The organism is Streptomyces graminofaciens, assembly GCF_030294945.1.
GTDB lineage: Bacteria > Actinomycetota > Actinomycetes > Streptomycetales > Streptomycetaceae > Streptomyces > Streptomyces graminofaciens.
Window position 1 is genome coordinate 2835196 of sequence record NZ_AP018448.1, and the last position, 17565, is coordinate 2852760.

Annotated in this window: 8 protein-coding genes; 1 reads left to right on the plus strand and 7 read right to left on the minus strand. The window is 72.8% G+C overall.

The window, feature by feature from the left end:
* Positions 1 to 17: 17 nt before the first annotated feature.
* The 4 genes from SGFS_RS12305 to SGFS_RS12320 all read right to left on the minus strand — a co-directional run bounded on the left by SGFS_RS12305 (position 18) and on the right by SGFS_RS12320 (position 14218).
* Positions 18 to 9548, minus strand: coding sequence for a type I polyketide synthase (locus SGFS_RS12305; RefSeq protein ID WP_286249919.1), 9531 nt, complete (start codon positions 9546 to 9548; stop codon positions 18 to 20).
* A 113-nt stretch (positions 9549 to 9661) separates the two neighbouring features.
* Positions 9662 to 10810, minus strand: a complete 1149-nt coding sequence (locus SGFS_RS12310) for an alpha/beta hydrolase (RefSeq protein WP_286249921.1) — start codon at positions 10808 to 10810, stop codon at positions 9662 to 9664.
* Positions 10811 to 11159: 349 nt separating this feature from the next.
* Positions 11160 to 13577, minus strand: coding sequence for a thioester reductase domain-containing protein (locus tag SGFS_RS12315; protein WP_286249923.1), 2418 nt, complete (start codon positions 13575 to 13577; stop codon positions 11160 to 11162).
* Positions 13578 to 13900: 323 nt separating this feature from the next.
* Positions 13901 to 14218: a hypothetical protein gene (locus SGFS_RS12320; protein WP_286249925.1), complete on the minus strand. Its 318-nt coding sequence runs from the start codon at positions 14216 to 14218 to the stop codon at positions 13901 to 13903.
* Here SGFS_RS12320 and SGFS_RS12325 point away from each other — a divergent pair.
* Positions 14217 to 15242, plus strand: coding sequence for a helix-turn-helix transcriptional regulator (locus SGFS_RS12325; RefSeq protein ID WP_286249927.1), 1026 nt, complete (start codon positions 14217 to 14219; stop codon positions 15240 to 15242). The two genes, SGFS_RS12320 and SGFS_RS12325, sit on opposite strands and share 2 nt — an antisense overlap.
* A gap of 202 nt (positions 15243 to 15444) precedes the next feature.
* Here the strand turns inward: SGFS_RS12325 and SGFS_RS12330 are convergent, their stop codons facing one another.
* From SGFS_RS12330 to SGFS_RS12340, 3 genes are read right to left on the minus strand one after another with little or no spacing between them, the layout of a single operon-like run.
* Positions 15445 to 16263 (minus strand): NAD(P)-dependent oxidoreductase, encoded by an 819-nt coding sequence (locus SGFS_RS12330; RefSeq protein ID WP_286249929.1) that lies wholly within the window; start codon positions 16261 to 16263, stop codon positions 15445 to 15447.
* On the minus strand, positions 16263 to 17042 hold the full coding sequence (locus SGFS_RS12335) for a DoxX family protein (RefSeq protein WP_286249930.1): 780 nt from the start codon (positions 17040 to 17042) through the stop codon (positions 16263 to 16265). Before SGFS_RS12335 ends, SGFS_RS12330 begins: the two co-directional genes overlap by 1 nt.
* Entirely contained in the window at positions 17039 to 17188 is a 150-nt protein-coding gene (locus tag SGFS_RS12340) for a hypothetical protein (protein WP_286249932.1), read from the minus strand. The genes SGFS_RS12335 and SGFS_RS12340 overlap by 4 nt, the downstream gene beginning before the upstream one ends.
* Between the last annotated feature and the right edge of the window lie 377 nt (positions 17189 to 17565).

Below are 17565 nucleotides of genomic sequence, written 5' to 3' on the forward strand. Positions count from 1 at the left end.
TGCCGAGAGCGGGGTTCTCAGCCCTGCTGGTCGATGAAGGCGAAGAGGTCCTCGTCGGAGTCGAAGGCATCCTCTTCGGTGCCGTCGGCCGTCTCGTCGGCCGGGCCGCCGTCGAGGTCCGCCAGCGTCTGGCGCAGGATCCGCACCAGCCCGTCCTTCGCGTCGGCCCGCCCGGCCGCGCTGCGCAGCACCCGTTCCACCTCGTCCAGGGACGACTCGGTGGGCACCTGCGTCGTGGCCTCGGCGCGCAGCTTGCCGTACACGTGCTCTGCCATGGCCGTGACCGTGGGGTGGTCGAAGACGACCGTGGTCGGCAGGCGCAGGCCGGTCGCGGCGGACAGGCGGTTGCGCAGCTCCACCGAGGTGAGCGAGTCGAAGCCGAGGTCGGAGAACGGACGTTCCATGTCCACGGCGGCGTCGGCGTCGTAGCCGAGGGCGCCGGAGACATGGGTGCGGACGACGTCGACGACCGTCTGGCGTGCCGTGTCCTCCGTCATGCCGGCCAGGCGCTGGGCGAGGCCGGTGTCGGTCCCGGCGGACGCGGTGGTCGCCGTGGCCGCCGCGCGGCGACGCGCCTTGACCAGTCCGCGCAGCGGTGCCGGCAGTTCGGCGCCCCCGTTGGCGCGGGCCCGCAGCGCGGCCACGTCCCACTGGGAGGCGACCACGGCCGGTTCGGCGCCGCGCAGGGCCGCGTCGAGCAGCGCCAGGCCCTCGTCGGCGGCGAGCGAGAGGGTGCCGCCGCCCGCGAGGCGCGCCTTGTCAGCCTCGGACAGGGAGGCGGTCATGGCGGACTCCGACGCCCACAGACCCCAGGCGATCGAGACGGCCGCACGCCCGCCGCGCGCCCGCCGTACGGCGAGGGCGTCCAACGCGGCGTTGGCGGCGGCGTAGTTGCCCTGTCCCGCGTTGCCGATCACACCCGAGATGGACGAAAAGAGAACGAAGTTCTCAAGGTCGAGGTCCGCCGTCAGCTCGTCCAGGACCAGGGCGGCGTCGGTCTTGGGCCGCAGCACCTTGTCCATCCGCTCCGGGCTGAGCTGGCCGAGGATGCCGTCGCTCAGGACGCCCGCCGCGTGCATCACGGAGGTCAGCGGATGCTCGGCGGGGATGTCCGCCAGCATCGCGGCCACTGCGTCCCGGTCGGCGACGTCGCACGCGGCGAGGGTGACCGACGCGCCCAACTCCTCCAGTTCGGCGGCGAGTTCGGGCATCCCCTCGGCGGCGGCACCACGTCGGCCGACAAGCAGCAGATGCCGTGCTCCGTGCTCGGTGACCAGGTGCCGGGCGACCAGGCGGCCGAGCGTGCCCGTGGCACCGGTGATCATGACGGTGCCCTCCGGGTCGGCTGCCCTCGGCAGGGTGAGAACGACCTTTCCGACGTGGCGCGCCTGGCTGAGGTAGCGCAGCGCGTCCGGCGCCTGCCGTACGTCCCAGGTGGTGACCGGCAGCGGAGCGAGGACCCCTTCGCCGAAGAGTCGCAGCACCTCGGCGAGCATCTCGCCCCGGCGGTCGGGCCCGGCGTCGTGCAGGTCGAAGGCCTGGTAGTGGACACCGGGGTGGCGGGCGGCGACCTCGTCCGCGTCGCGGATGTCGGTCTTGCCCATCTCGACGAAACGGCCTCCGGCGGCGAGCGTCCGCAGCGAGGCGTCCACGAACTCCCCGGACAGGGAGTCGAGAACGACGTCCACGCCGCGCCCGTCGGTCACCTTGAGAACACGGTTCTCGAAGTCGAGGTCGCGGGAGTTGGCGATGTGGTCGTCGTCCAGCCCCTGTTCCCGCAGCGTGTCCCACTTGCCGAGGCTCGCGGTGCCGAACACCTCGGCCCCGAGGTGCCGCGCGACCTGCACGGCCGCCATGCCGACACCACCGGCGGCGGCGTGGATCAGGATCGACTCCCCAGCCTTCAGGCCCGCGAGGTCGACGAGCGCGTAGTACGCGGTGAGATACGCGAGCGGCACGGACGCGGCCTCGACGTACGACCAGTTCGCGGGGATGTGGGCCAGGTCGCGGCGGTCCACGACGGCCAGCGGCGCGAAGGCGTTGCCGGGGACGGCACCGGCCACCCGGTCGCCCACGGCGAGCCCGGTGACCTCCGGGCCGACCTCCAGGACCTCACCGGCCAGCTCCCAGCCGAGCCCGGCGCTGTGCTCCATCCGTCCGAGGGTGATCATCACGTCACGGAAGTTCAGGCCGGCCGCGCGAACGGCGACCCGTACCTCGCCGGCCGCGAGCGGCCGTTCGGCCTCCTCGTACGGCACGAGGGCGAGCCCGTCCAGCGAGCCGCTGCCCGTCGGTTGCATACGCCAGGCCGTGACGACCGGGTCCGGCAGTACGGCCGTACCGGCGTCGCGGGTGAGGCGGGGCACCCTGGGTGTGCCGTCGCGCAGGGCGAGTTGGGGCTCGCCGGTCGCCACGGCCTCCAGAAGGTCGTTCTCGTTCGGCTCGCCCGCCGAGGCGTCGAGGTCGACCAGTACGAATCGGTCGGGGTTCTCGGACTGCGCCGTGCGCACCAGGCCCCAGGCGGCGGCCTGCGCGGGGTCGGGCGGGCTGCTCTCCAGACCGGTCGCGACCGCGCCCCGGGTGACGAGCACCAGGCGCGCGTCGACGAGCCGCTCCTCGGTCAGCCAGCGCTGCGCCAGGGCGAGAACATCGTTCGCGTTCTCGCGCACGGAGCCCGCGCCGCAGCGCACGATCACATGGTCGAAGCGGTCGGCGTCCACGGCGGCCGTCAGGTCGTCGAGGCTGTCGAAGCCGACGAGCCCGGGGATCGGCGCGCCGACCGTCGCCCAGGTGGCCGTGTCGGGGCGGGCGGCCGCCGGGAACTTCTCCCAGTTGATGCGGTAGAGCTGCGAGGTCGTGCTCGCGGCGGCGGTCGCGAAGTCGGCGGGGACCGCGCGGACGCGGAGCTGTTCCGCCGACAGGACCGGTCGGCCGGCGCCGTCGGCCGCCTCGATGTTCAGGCCGTCGGGGCCGTCGAGCGTCAGCCGCACCCGCAGGGCCGTGGCGCCGGTCGCGGCCAGGGTGACGCCCTGGAAGGCGAACGGCAGCCGCAGTTCGGCCGACTCGGAGCCGATCACATACGGGTGGAGCGCGGCGTCGAGGAGGATCGGGTGCACCCCGTGGCCCTCGACACCGATGCCGTCGGCCAGCGCGATCTCCGCGAAGATCGCGTCGTCGCGGCGCCACACCTGGCGTACGGCGCGGAAGGCGGGCCCGTAGTCGTAGCCGGTCTCGGCCAGTTGGTCGTAGGCGGCGTCGAAGTCGACCGGGGTGGCGTCGGCCGGGGGCCAGGAGGTCGCCCAGTCGAAGGCGGTGGCCGGTGCGGCGGCCTCGGAGACGGTGGCGGAGGCGTTGCGGGTCCACTCCTCCGTGCCGTCGGGCCGGGAGTAGACGCGGACGCTGCGGCTGTCGTCGCCGTTCTCGCCGGTGACGACGACCTGGAGGTGCAGATCGCCCTCCTCGGGCAGCACCAGCGGAGCCTCGAACATCAGCTCGTCGACGCGGGAGCGGCCGACCTGGTCGGCGACGTCCAGGACGAGGTCGAGAACGGCCGTACCGGGGACGATCAGGCGGCCGCCCATGCGGTGGTCGGCGAGCCAGGGCAGGTCGGTGAGGGACAGTCGTCCGGTGGCCACGGCGCCGTCGCCGTCCGCGAGGTCGAGCAGGGCGCGCAGCATCGGGTGTTCGGTGGAGCGCAGTCCGGCGGCGGTGACATCGCCCGCGACCTGGTCGGTGACCCAGCTGCGCCGCTTGTCGAAGGCGTAGGTGGGCAGGTCGACGCGGGTGCCGCCGTCGGCGAGGGCCGCCCAGTCGACCGGCACGCCCGCCGTGAACGCCTCGGCGAGGGCGGCGAGGAGAGCGTCGTTCTCAGCCCGGTCGCGGCGGTGCAGCGCCGTGACGGTGGCGCCGCCCTGGGTCAGGCACTCCTGGGCCATCGCGGCGAGCACGGCACGCGGGCCGACCTCCAGGTAGGCGGTGATCCGGCGCGATTCCAGCTCGGCGATGACCGAGCGGAACATCACCGGGCGGCGGACCTGCTCCAGCCAGTACGCCGGCTGGCCCCAGTCGGCGGTCACGTCGGTGCCGAGAAGGTCATTCACATGCGCCGACTCGGGCTCGTGGAAGGCGAGTTCACCGAGCACCTTCTCGAAGTCGGCGAGCATCGGTTCCATGAGCGGCGAATGGAAGGCATGGGAGACCGTCAGGCGCTTGGTACGGCGGCCCTGTTCGGCCCAGTGCGCGGCGAGAGCGAGGCAGGTCTCCTCTTCGCCGGAGAGAACGACGCTCTCCGGTCCGTTGACGGCACCGACACCGACCAGGCCCTCCTTGCCGGCCAGGCTCGGCAGCACCTCCTCGTACGAGGCGCCGACCGCCACCATCGCGCCCCGCGCCTCGAGCGTCTGCATCAGTCGGCCCCGGGCGGTGATCATGCGTGCGGCGTCGGCGAGGTTCCACACGCCGGACACGTGCGCGGCGGCGATCTCGCCCACCGAGTGGCCCGCGATCTCGTCCGGCGTCACGCCCAGCGCCCCGAGCAGCCGGAACGCGGCCACCTGGTAGGCGAACAGGGCGGGCTGGGTGTACTGCGTCTCGTTGAGGAGGTCCGCCTCCGGGGTGTCCGCGGCAGCCCACATCACCTCGCGCAGCGGGCGGTCGAGATGGGCGTCGAGCGCGGCGCACGTCTCGTCGAAGGCGCTGGCGAACACCGGGAAGGCGTCGTACAGTTCCCGGCCCATGCCGGGCCGCTGGCCGCCCTGCCCGGTGAACAGGAACGCGGTCTGCGCGGCCGGGCGTGCCTTGCCCGTGGTGATCCCCTGGCCGTCCTGCGCGCCGTCGCGGACGGCGGCGAGCCCGGCGAGGAGTTCGTCACGCGTGCGGCCGAGGACGAGCACGCGGTGGTCGAAGCGGGAGCGGGTGCGGGCGAGCGAGTACGCGACGTCGACGGGACGCACGGCGGTGTCGCCGCTGACGAAGGCGTGCAGGCGGTCGGCTTGGCCGCGCAGTGCGGCCTCGGTGTGGGCGGTGAGGGCCCAGCCGAGCGGCCGGGCGGCCGACGTGCCCTCAAGAACCTCCGACGCGCCCTGCCGGGTCTGCGGCACACGCTGCCGAGCGTCCGCCTGCGGCTCGCCGTCGGCCAACGTGTCCTCGAAGACGGGCGGCTCCTCGATGACCGCGTGCGCGTTGGTCCCGCTGATGCCGAACGACGACACGGCGGCCCGGCGCGGCCGGTCCGTCTCCGGCCACGGGCGGGCCTCGGTGAGCGGGACGACGGACCCCTCGCTCCAGTCGACGTGCGGGGTCGGCTCGGTGAGGTGGAGGATCGCGGGCAGGTGGCCGTGGCGCATCGCCATGACCATCTTGATGACACCGGCGACACCCGAAGCAGCTTGCGTGTGGCCGATGTTGGACTTCACCGAGCCGATGAGCAGCGGCCGGTCGGTGGGCCGCTCCTGCCCGTAGGTGGCGATGAGCGCCTCGGCCTCCAGCGGGTCGCCGAGCTGGGTGCCGGTGCCGTGCGCCTCGACCACGTCCACGTCGGCGGACGCGAGCCCGGCCACCTCAAGGGCGCGCCGGATGACCATCTCCTGGGCGGGGCCGTTGGGGGCGGTGAGGCCGTTGCTGGCACCGTCCTGGTTGACGGCGGAGCCGCGGACGACGCCGAGCACCGGGTGGCCGTTGCGGCGGGCGTCGGAGAGCCGCTCGACGACGAGCATGCCGGCACCCTCCGCGAACGCGGTGCCGTCGGCGGCCGCCGAGAACGGCTTGCAGCGCCCGTCCGGCGACAGCCCCTTCTGCCGGCTGAACTCCACGAAGGTGCCGGGCCGCGACATCAGCGTCACCCCGCCGGCGAGGGCCAGCGAGCACTCGCCCCGCTTGAGCGCCTCCGCCGCCAGGTGCAGCGCGACCAGCGACGACGAGCACGCCGTGTCGACGGACAGGGCGGGCCCGTTGAAGCCGAAGGTGTAGGCGATGCGCCCGGAGGCGACGCTCGACTGGGAGCCGGTCATCAGGTGCCCGTCGGTGCCCGCGACCGGCTTGTCCATGCGGGGACCGTAGTCGCCCGCCATCAGACCGGTGAACACGCCGGTGTCGGAGCCGCGCAGCCCGGCCGGGTCGATGCCCGCCCGCTCCATGGCCTCCCACGAGGTCTCAAGGAGCAGCCGCTGCTGCGGGTCCATCGCGAGCGCCTCACGCGGGCTGATCCCGAAGAACGGCCCGTCGAACTCGTCGGCGTCGTGCAGGAACCCACCGCGCCGGACGTAGCTGGTGCCGGAGCCGTCGCCCGCGAACAGCACGTCCATGTTCCAGCCGCGGTTGACGGGGAACTCGCTGGTCCCGTCCACGTTCTCGGCGACGACCCGCCACAGGTCCTCCGGGGAGGTCACCCCGCCCGGGTAGCGGCAGGCCATGCCGACGATGACCACCGGGTCCTCGTCCGCCACGACCGGGGCCGGCCGTACGGGCGCGGCGGCCACCGGGCGCGCCTCCGCGGTCATCCGCTCGTGCAGATGCTCCGCGAGCCGCTGGGGGGTGGGAAAGGCGTACGTCAGGGAGGTGGGCAGGGAGAGGCCGGTCGCCGCGCTCAGACGTCGGCGCAGCTCGAGGGTGCCCAGCGAGTCGAGGCCCAGCTCCTTGAAGGGCCTGCCGGGCTCCACTCCCCCGTCGGAAACGGCCGTACCTCCGACACCGCTGACGATGTCCCCGATGATGTGCAGCAGCTGCCGTACGGACTTCGCCTCGGGCGCGGAACCGGCCGCCTCGGCGCTCTCCGTGTCCGTCAGCCAGTGGCGGCGGCGCTGGAAGGCGTAGGTCGGCAGGTCGACCAAGCGGGTGTCCGTCGGCCCGGAGAGGTCTTCTCGATGGACGGGAACGCCGTTGACATACGCCTCCGCCAGCGAGTGCGTCAGGCGGGCGGTGGTGCCCTCGTCACGGCGCAGGGTGCCCACGGCGACGACCCGCTCGGCCGTCCGCTCGGCAGTCTCCTCCACCGCGTCGAGCAGCAGGGGGTGCGGGCTGCACTCGACGAACAGCCGGGCCCCGTGGCCGAGCGCGGTCTCGACGGCGCGGCCGAACTCCACGGGTTCGCGCAGGTTGCGGTACCAGTACTCGGCGTCCAGCTCGGCGGTGTCGAGGAGTTCGCCGGTGACGGTGGACACGAACGGCGTGGGGGTGGACAGGGGGCGGATCGGGGCCAGCGCGTCGAGGATCTCCGCGCGCAGTTCCTCGACGGCCGCCGAGTGGGAGGCGTAGTCGATCGGCAGGAGCTTGGTGCGGTGTCCGGCCTCGTCCAGGACGTCGGCCAGGGCCGTCAGCGACTCGACCGGGCCGGAGACGACCGTCGCGCGCGGGCCGCCGGCCACGGCGATCGACACGTCGGGGGTGAGTGCGGCGAGGAGGTCGGCGACGGTGTCGCGGTCCGCGGCGACCTGCATCATGCCGCCGCCCCGGCCGCCCAGCCGGGCCACGGCGCGGGCTCGCAGCGCGACCACGCGGGCCGCGTCGGGCAGGGTGAGGGCGCCGGTGACGGTCGCGGCGGCGATCTCGCCCTGCGAGTGGCCGATCACCAGGTCGGGTTCGACACCGTAGGACCGCCACACCTCGGCGAGGGAGACCATCACGGCCCACAGCGCGGGCTGGACGACGTCGAGGCGGTCGAGGCCGGGTGCGCCCGGGGCGCCGGTGAGCACGTCGAGGAGGGAGTGGTCGGTGAACGGGGCGAGGGCCTCGGCGCAATCGGCGATCCGCGCGGCGAACACCGGTGACGTGGCCAGGAGTTCACGGGCCATCCCCTGCCATTCCGAGCCCTGGCCCGGGAAGAGGAGGGTGGTGCGGCCGGTGGCCGAGGCGGTGCCGGTGAGGACGGTGGCGTGCGGCTCGTCGGCGGCGAGGGCGCGCAGGGCGGCGGTCTGGTCGTCGCCCGGGAGGATCACCGCGCGCTGCTCGAACTCGGCGCGGGTGCGGGTCAGGGACGCGGCGACGTCGGCCGGGGAGGTCTTCGGGTACGTGTCGAGGTGGGCGGCGAGCGCGGCGGCCTGGCCGCGCAGGGCGGCGGCGGAGCGGGCGGTGAGGACCCAGGGCGCATCGGTGGCGGCAGCCGGCTCCGCGGTCTCCTCGGGGAGCGCGGGCGGCTCGGCCAGCACCAAGTGGCAGTTGGTGCCGCCCATGCCGAAGGAGCTGACGCCCGCGATCAGCCGGTCCTGGCCGGTGGCGGGCCACTCCTGCGTCTCCAGGGCCATGCGCAGCCCGAGGTCCTCGAGCGGGATGTCGGGGTGCGGCTCGGCGAAGTGCAGGCTCGGTGCGATGCGGCGGTGGACGATGCTGAGGACCACCTTGAGCAGGCCCGCGACGCCGGCCGCGCCCTCCAGGTGACCGATGTTGGTCTTGGCCGAGCCGACGAGCAGCCGGGCGTCCTCCGTACGGCCGCTGCCGAGGGCGGCGCCGAGGGCCGCGGCCTCGATCGGGTCGCCGACGGGAGTGCCGGTGCCGTGCAGTTCGACGTACTGGACCTGCTCGGGGCGGACTCCGGCCTGGGTGAGGGCGCCGCGTACGACGTCGGCCTGGGCGATCGCGCTGGGCACGGTCAGGGCCTCGCCGCCGCCGTCGTTGTTGACTGCGCCGCCCAGGATGACGCTGAGCACCGGGTCGCCGTCGGCGAGCGCCCGCGACAGGGGCTTGAGGACGACGAAGGCGCCGCCCTCGCCGCGTACGTAGCCGTTGGCGCGGCTGTCGAAGGTGTGGCAGCGGCCGTCCGGGGAGAGCGCGCCGAAGCGGGCGATGGTGTCGGTGGTCTCCGGCAGCAGATTGAGGTTGACGCCGCCGGCCAGCGCGACCTCGGTCTCGCCCCGGCGCAGGCTCTCGCAGGCGGCGTGCACGGCGACCAGGGACGACGACTGGCCCGTGTCGACGGTCAGGCTGGGGCCGCGCAGGCCGAGCAGGTACGAGACCCGGTTGGCGATGATGCCGCGCTGGGTTCCGGTGAGGCCGTACGAGCCGGAGGTCTCGGGGCCGAGGCGGCCGTGCAGGGCGGCGTAGTCGTCGGTGTTGGCGCCGACGAAGACGCCCGTGGCCGTGGAGCGCAGGGCGGCGGGCACGATCCGGGCGTGTTCGAGGGCCTGCCAGGCCAGTTCGAGGGTGAGGCGCTGCTGGGGGTCGGTGGCCGCGGCCTCGTAGGGCGGGATGTCGAAGAAGTCGGCGTCGAAGGCGGCGACGTCCTCGATGGACCCGATGAACCCGCCCTTGCGGTACCCGGCGGCGGTGCCGGCCGGCCAGCGGTCCTCGGGGGCCTCGGTCACCGCGTCGCGGCCTTCGGCGAGCAGTCGCCAGTAGCCGTCGGGGTCGGCGGCGCCTGGCAGTCGGCAGGACATCCCGACGACGGCGATCGGCTCGTCGGCGGCGATCGGCTCGCGGGCCGTGGTCCGGCCGTCGGGCGCGCTCGGTTCGCCGGCCGGCGTCGGGGCTTCGGCTGCGGTCGTGCCGACGGCGTCGGCGGCCGCTTCGGCGGCGGTCGTGCCGGTCGGGACCTCGGCGGGGTTCTTCGAATCGGCCATTGCAGTGCGACCTCGGGTTTCCGTGCGAAAGCGGCACCGGTGGGGGTGCGAAGTGGGGTGGGGGGAGAGTGGGATGACCGCCCGCCGGGAAGGAGGTTCCGGCGGGCGGTCGGTCAACGGTGTGTATCGAGGAAGTCGGTGATGTGCCCGAACACGTCGAGCGCGGCGCCGCGGCCGATGAACGGGTCCACGTGCCCGTACCCGGGGATCTCCGTGTACCGGACGTCCAGCTGCGGGTGACGGCTCGTCAGAACCTCGTGGCAGACCTTGTTGGAGTCCGCCCAGAGCTTGTTCTGGCTGCCGGACAGCAGCAGGACCGGGCAGTCGATGCGGTCGGCGTGGTCGAGCGCGTTCTCCGGGAGGGCCGCGTAGCGGCGGTCGCCGTGGTTCCAGCGGGTGACGGCGTGGGCGAGTTCGTTCTGCCGCAGGTGCGGCACGGTGAAGAAGGGTGCGGGGCCGAAGAGTTGGGCGAGCCGGTCGTGGGTGTCGGGGTGCAGGTTGTCGTGCACGAACAGCGAGGCTCCCGTGCCCCAGGCCGAGTTGTGCAGGATCTGGCAGGTGGGGTCGGGGCAGTCGGCGCCGCGCGCGGCGAGCGCGAACAGCAGGCTCTGCTTGGAGAACAGCCCGGCCCGCTTGAAGTCGACGACCTGGTGGCTCATCCGCCCACGCAGCAGTTCGGTGCCCAGATGCATGGGGAGCCGGGCCCGGCCGTACAGCTTCGGGGTCAGGAAGACGCCCTGCGCCACCACGCCCGCGAGGCCGGTGACCAGCCCGGCCGCCATGCTCATCGACAGCGTCATCGCGCCGATGCAGTGGGCGACGGCGAACAGGGGGCGCCCGCCGATGCGCCCCCGCACCTGGGCGACGGCTTCGGGGATGTCGTAGAGCGAGACGTCGTCGTAGCTGTAGCGCGGACCGCGCTCGTTGTACGGCAGCCGACAGCTCCCCCGCCAGTCCAGCAGCCAGGGTTCGTATCCGGCGTCGAGCAGTGCGGCGGCCAGGTTGCGGGTCTCGGGGAGGGTGAACATCTCCGCGGACGCGGTGTGGCCGTGCAGCAGCAGGACGGCGGGGCGGGTGTCGTCGCCGTGCGGGGCGACCCGGGCGAGTCCGAGTCGGGTGCCGTCGGCGGCGCGGAAGGGGAAGTGCTCGATCCTGGCGCCGTCGAGATCCGCGCGCAGGGGGCGCAGTCCGTTCGGAGCGGTGAGGGCCGGACGGGCGAGGTACCGACGGGCGGACCGGGAGGGTATGGGCAGCAGCTTCATCGGACGGTCGGCTCCTCAAGGCGGTGCAACGGCTTCATCGTGCGGTCGGCCCCTCAGGGATGGGCAGCGGATTCATCGGGGCGCCGGCTCGCTCGAGGCAGGACGGCGGCTCCGGCGGCAGGTCGACTCTCCCGAAGCGGGACGGCGGCTCTGCGGGCGTCGAGTTCCCCGCAGTGGGCCGGCGACTTCGGTGGGACGGGTCGACTCTCCCCAGGAGAGACGGCCGCTCTGACAGAGCGTCGAGTTCCCCGAAACGAGACGGCGACTTCGGCGGGACGTCGACTCTCCCCAGGCGAGACCGGGACTCCGGCGAGCGAGACGGCGGCTCCCCCGAACCTGGACGGTGACTTCATCGGGAGCTCGGCTCCTCGACGCGGTCGCGGCGCAGGTCCAGCAGTTCGGCTCCGGCGCGCAGCATCGGCTCCATCAGGCCCTGGCCGATCTGTGCGCCGAACCAGGCGAGCCAGGTCGCCTTGGCCAGCCGCTTCTCGCGCGAGGACAGCCCGGGCCTGACCCGGATGCCGTCGACCTGTTCGCGTACATAGCTGTCTGCGGGTACGACCATGACGCCGGACACGCTCGCCGGCTCGCCCTCCCTGCCGATCTCCACGGCGAGGGTGCGGGCCTGGCGGAGCAGGTCGCGGCGGGCGCGGGCGGTCTTCCGACCGTCGAGCCACCACTCGCCTCCGTCGGCGTCCCGCAGCCGCAGCCGGTAGCTCAGCAGCGGGTGGCGGATGCCGTGGCTGCGCGGGATGCCGTGCTGGGGGCGTACGAGAATGTCGCCCTCGACGACGGTGAGGGGCTCGGCGTGCAGCCGGGCGCAGGTCACCGTGCCCTCGCGGACGTCGACCCGGCGCTCGCGCAGCAGCTGGTACATGCTCGCGACGGACAGCGTCAGCTTGAACTCATCGTCCGTGTCGGCCCGTTCGCCGACCGGTCCGAGAGTGCCCTTCATGGTCTCGGAGAACCACAGATACGGCGGGTCCGTACGGTCGGGCAGACGGCTCAGGCCGCGGTCCGTCATCCGCTCGATGGTCCGCAGCTGGTCACGGGAGTCGTAGACCTTGGCGGGCGGCAGGCCGTGCCGGGCGACGAAGGCATCGGTGCGGTCGGCCGTCGCGGCCGGGCCGAGCAGGGACGCCTCACAGAGCCCCAGCGCGGTGGGGCTGCCCATCACCCTTACCAGGAACTCCAGTTCGGGCACCGGGTCGGCGGCCATGCGGTCGACGAAGTCCGCCCGCCAGTCGTCCCAGCCGATGATCTCGACGTTCATACCGGCGAGGCGCATCTCACGGACCGTGCCGTCGAGGGTGGCGGCCCGCCCGGTGAGGTTGTACGTCTGCCCCCAGGCGTCCGGGTCGCACACGATGGCGGCCGCGACCCGGCTGACCCAGTCGACGGGGGCCACGTTGAGGGCGCGGAAGGCGGGCACGGTACGGAAGCGGGTGAACGCCGCCGAGAACCCCGTGCTCAGGTCGTGCGGGTTGTAGGCGCCGGTCTCGGTGTGACCCGCGATGCCGCCGGGCCGCATCAGCGTGACGGTCAGGCCGTGCTCGCGGGCCCGGCGCAGCGCCGACTCCGCCGCCCACTTGGACTTGTCGTAGCCCGCCATCAGTCGGTCGATCCGGGCCAGGGGGTCGTCCTCGCCCATGGAGGCGATGCCGACCTCGTTGAAGACGGCGATGGAGGAGATGTGATGCAGGGGCTTGACCGGGCCGGTGACGGCGAGTTCGGCGAGGGTGAGCGGGCCCAGCACATTGGTGCGGCGCAGCGAGGGGTAGCCGCGCAGGAAGTCGACGGCCGCGGCGACGCTGACGATCGCGTCGACCTCCTCGGCGAGCGACTGCCAGCGGTCCTCGGCCAGCCCGAGGCGGGGTTGTCCCAGGTCACCGGGCAACACCGTGATGCGGCGGCGCAGTTCGGCCGACCAGGGCAGATGGAAGCTCGCGAGGGCGTCGGCGAGGCGCCGTTCGGCCTTGTCCTCGTCGTCGGCCCGGACCAGGCATACGACGTGGGCGTCGCTGCGGCGCAGCAGGTCGAGCAGCAGGTGTCCGCCGAGGAAGCCGGTGGCTCCGGTGAGCAGGATGCTGCGCGGGGGCGCGGCCGACGGCGCGTCGACGAAGGGCAGGGCGTCGGCGCGGGCCAGGTCGTCGAGGACGAGCCGCAGGTCCTCGTCGGCGGGGCGGGCCACGGGCACGGGGGCCGTCTTGGTCACGGAGGTCTCTGTGTCATCGGAGACCGCCTTCGCCACAGATGCCGTCCGGGGCGTGGTGGCACGTGTCCGCTGCGGGGCCGGGGGCGTCGCGCCACCCTCGCGCGTGAGCCACAGCTCGGCCAGCCGCCGGGGCCGCGCGTCCGCGAACACGCTGTCCAGCTCGATGTGGACGTCCAGGTCGCGGGCGAGGGCCGCGACGAGTTCGACGGCGGTCACGGACGAGGCGCCGAGGTCGAAGAGGTCCGTGTCGGCGTCCACCGTCGTATCGCCGAGGAGTTCGGCGGCCCTGCCGGCGATGGCCGATGCCAGCCCGTCCACGTCCCAGGCACCGGTGCCGGTGCCTGTGCCTGTGCCTGTGCCTGTGCCGGCACCAGCGTCCCCGGCGACGGTCTCCGTGGCCGGGCGCGTCGCCGTGCGACGGACCCGCGACAGCAGGTCGGCCACCGGGTCCCGTTCCGGACGGACGCCCTCGATGACACGTGCCTCCCGATGACGGTCGGCGTCCGGGCCGCGCTCCCGGTCGTCGCGCGTGCCGCCCGCTGTTTCGCTCATGTTGTCCTCGTCGTCCCTTCCGCTCCCGTCCCCGTGATCGCCTGCGGGAGCGGGAAGTGACCGGCCGTCACGTGGGGTGATGTGAACCGACCGGTGATCATCTCCGCCAGTCTGGCCGTGCGACGGACACTGTCACAGCCGCACAAGTTGGTAGTCGCCACCTGTCGAGAACCGCACAGAATCGGCCACATCTTGTCCGAGATATACCTGTGAGTTACCTGTCGGTCGCGCCCGACGGGTTGTCAGGAGATGTATTCTACAAAGGCAAGGGGGGCTCACCGGTCAGAGCCGAAAATGTTGCGCATGTGTTTCGCACCTGTTTCTCACATGCCCGATTCGTCATTCGGACCGACTTCCTCATGATCACAGGAGTGAGACCACAACGTGCTGTTCATACCCACATCCCCGAGAATTCTGGAGAACATCCACACAGAATTGATCGACCCCGGGTGCCGCACCGGCGCACTCGTCGGCCGGTCCCGGGAAAGCTGGCTGAGCGGCGACATGGGAAACGCGGTCGCCGGAATCGAGAAAGCCAGGCGCACCGAATGCTCGGTCCACTGCGAATGCCGCATCATGGTGACGGCCTGGGACGTCGAGCTCTCGATCAGACTGCGTGACTTGAGCAGGGCGCGCCGCATGCTGGACACCTTGGCCGTCGCCGAATCGAAGCAGGCGACCGCGGTCCGCCACCGGACCGTCCCCTCCCTCCTGCGCGCCCATCTGGCGCTCACGTCGGGGGACGTCGAGGCGGCGACGGCCCTGGCCGAGGCCGCGCTCGAGGCCGCCGAGGAGAGCGGTGCGCGCCTGTGGCATCCCATCGGGCACGCGCTGCTGGCGTTGGCGGCCCTGCGCAGGGTGAACATCAGCGCGGCCATGGGATACGTCACCCAGCTCGGGGAGGACGCCCTGCTCGGCCGTTCGCTGTACATACCGGGACAGTGTGCCTGGGTGACCGCGCTGGTCTACCGGGCGAAGGACGACATCAGCGGGGCGTTGCGGCTGGTGGCGGAGCTGGTGGACCTCGGACCGGTGAGCCGTGAACTGCTGCTGTCGCAGCCCGGGGCGGCGCCCTGGCTGGCGCGTCTCGCCCTCGGCGCGGGCGAGACGGGGCTGGCGCAGCGGGCGCTGCGGTCGGCGACCTCGCTCGCCGCGCGCAACCCCCGCTTCCCGACCGTCGCCGCGTCCGCCCTGCACACGCGCGGCCTCGTGGAGAACAGCCTCGACTATCTGCTGCACGCCGCCGAGACCCACCGCGACCCCTGGGCACGCGCGTCGGCGCTCGAGGACGCCGGCACGTTCCTGTCCGCCGACCGGGCCCGGCACGACCGCGCGACGGAGGCGTACGACCGCGCGGCCGCCGGTTATCTCGCCTCGGGTTCCACCTACGACTACCGGCGGACGCAGTCGAAAATACGTGACCTCGGAAAAGCGGCACTTCCCTCACTGCACGGCACTCAGCACCAGTCCGCTTTCACGCAGTTGACGAGGGGCGAGCACGAGGTGGCGAAACTCGTCGCCGAGGGAATGACGAATATTCAGGTGGCCCGGGTTCTTTCTCTTTCCCGGCACACGGTGGCGTTCCACCTTCGGAAGGTGTTCCGAAAGCTGGATGTCTCTTCCCGTGTCGAACTGGCCCACATGTGGGGCACCCGGACCGGCTGAGACACCGGCCACTTCCGGCCGCACGTCACATCCGTCTCCGCTTTCGCGTGAATCGGGCGAACCGTCGTCCGGCGACTTCCGGTCTTCGCGGGTAGATTTTTCTGATCTGTTTCTCAACTCTTTCGGGCTCCCGGATATTTATCCGGACAAACGGCGCGATCGCGCTCCGCCGGGTGAATGGCCGAACAAGCCCGAAGCAGCCTCAGCGCTGCTGGTTCATCAGGGCGAGTGCGGCGTCGGCCGCCGAGATGACGATGTCCCCGGGGGTGTCCTCGGCACCGGCGACATCGGCCAGCAGCCGGACGTCCTTGCGGAGCAGCGGCCCGGCATGGCCGGCGATCCGGTCCAGGGTGCCGTCGGCGGCCGTGACCCGGTTCAGGGCGAAGCTCGCACCGCTGCCGTGGGCGACGGCGGAGGCGAGGGCGGCAGGGTCGACGCCGAGGTCCCGGCCGAGCGCCAGGGCGTCGGCGGCGGTGGCGAGGTTCGCGGTGAACAGGACGTTGTTGAGGAGTTTCGCGAGCTGTCCGCTGCCGAGCGGACCCATGTGCACGATGGGGTCGGCGTAGGCGGCGAACACCGGACGGCAGAACGCCACCGTGCTCTGGTCGCCGCCCGTCATCACCAGCAGCCGGCCCGCCGCGGCCGCCGGTCCGCCGCCGCTGACGGGGGCGTCGACGAGGGCGACGCCCCGGGCCCGCGCGCGGTCGGCGAGACGTCGGCAGGTGTCGGGGTGCACGGTGCTGTGCACGGCGATGACACCGCCCGCGCGCAGCCCGGTCAGCACACCGGACGAGCCGGTGATGACCTCCTCGACATCGGCGTCGTCGACGACGCAGACGCATACGAGGTCGCTGACGGCGGCCAGGTCCGCGGGCGAGGAGGCCCGTTTGGCCGGGGTGTCGGCGAAGGGGACGAGTGTGGCCGGGCGGCGTGCCCACAGCGTCGTCTCGAAGCCCGCGCCGATGATCCGGCGGGCCATGGGCGCGCCCTGACTGCCCAGACCGATGAACCCGACTCGCATCAACGGGTCTCCTGTCCAAGCGGTGCGGTCGTGCCGGGGTCGTAGTCCCCGCCGGGCTCGGGGCCCGTCCCAACCGCTGAGTCGGCGTGCGCCTCGGAGTCCGCGCCGGTTCCGGAGTCGCCGTCGGGTTCGGAGTCCGCGCCGGTCCCGGAGTCACCGTAGGGTTCGGAGTCCGCGCCGGTCCCGGAGTCACCGTAGGGTTCGGAGTCCGCGCCGGTCCCGGAGTCACCGTAGGGTTCGGAGTCCGCGCCGGTCCCGGAGTCACCGTAGGGTTCGGTCCCCGGTGTCGGCAGTGGCCGCCAGAACACCGCGAGCAGCCCGGCCGTGGACGCCACGGCCGCCCCGAGGGCCACCCCGCCGCCCGCCCAGCCGGTCACCTCGATACCGGTCGCATGGTCCAGCGACAGCCGCCCCGGTCCCAGTACGGCCAGGGCCAGGGACACCACCGCGAGGGTGAGAACGTACTCGTAGCCGTCCTTGAAGACGAAGAAGCCGTTGCGGCGATGGGCCAGGAGGCCCGCGACCAGCATCACCGACACCACGGCCGCGCAGGCCAGCGGCGTGACCAGGCCGAGCACGAGCAGCGCCCCGGCGCCGACCTCGGTGACGACGCTCATCCAGGCCTGCAGCGTGCCGTTACGCAGGCCGAGGCCCGTGAACCAGCGCGCGGTGCCCTCGATCCGGCCGCCGCCGCGCCAGTGGTTGAGGCCGTGCGCGATCATGACGACGCCCAGTACCAGGCGTACCAGAAGCAAGCCGAACGTGTCCGCGTCGCTCATCCTGCCCTCCCTTCCCGTGGGGGTGCGGTGGCGCCGGTTTCCCGGGTCACCGCGCACTCCTCGGCGAACGACAGCACCTTCAGGTGGTAGGCGCGGCCGGAGTGTCCCACGCCCAGGTTGTGGCCGCTGTCCGCCTGCTCACTCACCGAGACATGGGGGGCGGCGGTGAACAGCGAGGCGATCTCGGCCGGCGCCGGGGGCGGAGCGCCACACCGCCTCGTGCTCGCCCAGGGTGTACCGAACCGGTGGCGGGAAGCGGCTGGTGATGCGGGAGGCGGGGCCGCCGGGCCGAACTGGGCAGCCGAGCCGGGCGAGGGCCCACCTGCGCCACGGCCGCCCCGAGCCCCGAGCCCCGAGCCCCGAGCCCCGACAAGGCGCACACGACGTACCGACATGGCCGTTCTCTTCTTCTCTTCGTTCTCTTCTTCTCTTCTTTCTCTTCTTACGGTCCGGCGACTTCGCCACTGTGCTCGGTTCGGCCCTCGGTCGTCACGCCGCCCGGACGTAGGACCTGGCGACCGTG

Excerpts from the sequence above, each read along its gene's own strand:
- SGFS_RS12310 (WP_286249921.1), bottom strand. The coding sequence starts at position 10,810 with ATGAAGCTGCTGCCCATACCCTCCCGGTCCGCCCGTCGGTACCTCGCC.
- SGFS_RS12325 (WP_286249927.1), top strand. The coding sequence starts at position 14,217 with ATGCTGGACACCTTGGCCGTCGCCGAATCGAAGCAGGCGACCGCGGTC.
- SGFS_RS12305 (WP_286249919.1), bottom strand. The coding sequence starts at position 9,548 with ATGGCCGATTCGAAGAACCCCGCCGAGGTCCCGACCGGCACGACCGCC.
- SGFS_RS12330 (WP_286249929.1), bottom strand. The coding sequence starts at position 16,263 with ATGCGAGTCGGGTTCATCGGTCTGGGCAGTCAGGGCGCGCCCATGGCC.
- SGFS_RS12335 (WP_286249930.1), bottom strand. The coding sequence starts at position 17,042 with ATGAGCGACGCGGACACGTTCGGCTTGCTTCTGGTACGCCTGGTACTG.
- SGFS_RS12320 (WP_286249925.1), bottom strand. The coding sequence starts at position 14,218 with ATGCGGCGCGCCCTGCTCAAGTCACGCAGTCTGATCGAGAGCTCGACG.
- SGFS_RS12315 (WP_286249923.1), bottom strand. The coding sequence starts at position 13,577 with ATGAGCGAAACAGCGGGCGGCACGCGCGACGACCGGGAGCGCGGCCCG.